Here is a 1,135-nt window from a genome sequence, read left to right as displayed (position 1 = left end):
GGGGGGGGTGGGGTCATGGTAAGGTTTGATTAATAATAGTGGATTTTATAAAATTCCATATCGTCGCATGAGTTTTCCATTCAAAGAGCAAATTAGTAATATAACCTAAAATAATAGTTATTATTGCCACAACTATTGGTTTAAATAATTTTTCATAAAAAGGAGAGGGAGAATCATATAAAGCTTTTTCTTCAGGCATTGGTATGCCTTTGCTCTTGGAGTAAATTCTTAGAATCTCATTCGCAGGGTCTATAATATTCCTGAGTCCACCCTCCACTTTTGAGCTAACATCCTCTAAAGTTTTGTAACAATCCTTCAGCCTTTTTTTCTGAGGAGATGATTTTCTCGTTGTATAATATGCAAGTTCATCTACACATTTGATCAACTCCTTCAATGCTAATATTAATGCAACGCCTTTCTTTGAATCTATATTAATGTAAATCTTCTTCGACTTTTCAAGCTTGATATTCCACTCATTTTTATTTAGATAGGGATTCTTATTATGTGCAACCTCCTCCAGTGCCATGAGTACTTGAGAAAATACTTCCATTACGGAATAACATGCTCTGCATGTTTCTTCCGTTCCTCCAGCAGGGCAAACAGAAGCTTTTTTATAGAACTCTGATGCTTTTTTCAGATCATCAACCAGTTCCTGATTGGATTTGTGTTCTTTTCTAATAAGTGACTGGGCTTTGCATACATTGCCCTTCAGTTCAAGTGCATGTTTTATTTCGCCCTTCAGTTCAAGTGCATGTTTTATTTCGCCCTCAACAGTTTCTGAGGCTTTAAGGTAGGCTTCACCTGCTTGATTAATGTCTTTACTGCTTTCCTTATATCTATTTCTTTCTAAGTTCTTATCAGCATATCTTTGATAAAACCATGCTTTGGCCAAATAGGATTCCGTGTATCGAAATGCTTTTTGGAACATATCAGATGCTATTTTTGTTTCTTCCCATGCTTTATCTCTTTTATCACTATCTATTAGAAAAAGACCATAAGCGCCATGTGCTTCTATTAAACTCGGGTTCGCAGCTATCGCCTGTTTATAATGTTCTTCTGCTTCTGTTTTCCGGTCAAGTTCAGATAGCAAATTGGCGTAATTATAGTGCGCCTCCGCGTAATTCGGGTTCGCAGC

General features: G+C 36.7%; 1 protein-coding gene. It reads right to left on the bottom strand.

The annotated features are described in order from the left end of the window. Window positions 1–13: 13 nt before the first annotated feature. Window positions 14–1,090, bottom strand: coding sequence for a hypothetical protein (locus FIB07_01335; GenBank protein ID NJD51491.1), 1,077 nt, complete (start codon window positions 1,088–1,090; stop codon window positions 14–16). Between the last annotated feature and the right edge of the window lie 45 nt (window positions 1,091–1,135).

The sequence above is a fragment of the Candidatus Methanoperedens sp. genome (assembly GCA_012026795.1).
GTDB lineage: Archaea > Halobacteriota > Methanosarcinia > Methanosarcinales > Methanoperedenaceae > Methanoperedens.
This window is presented reverse-complemented; position numbering and strand designations above follow the sequence as displayed.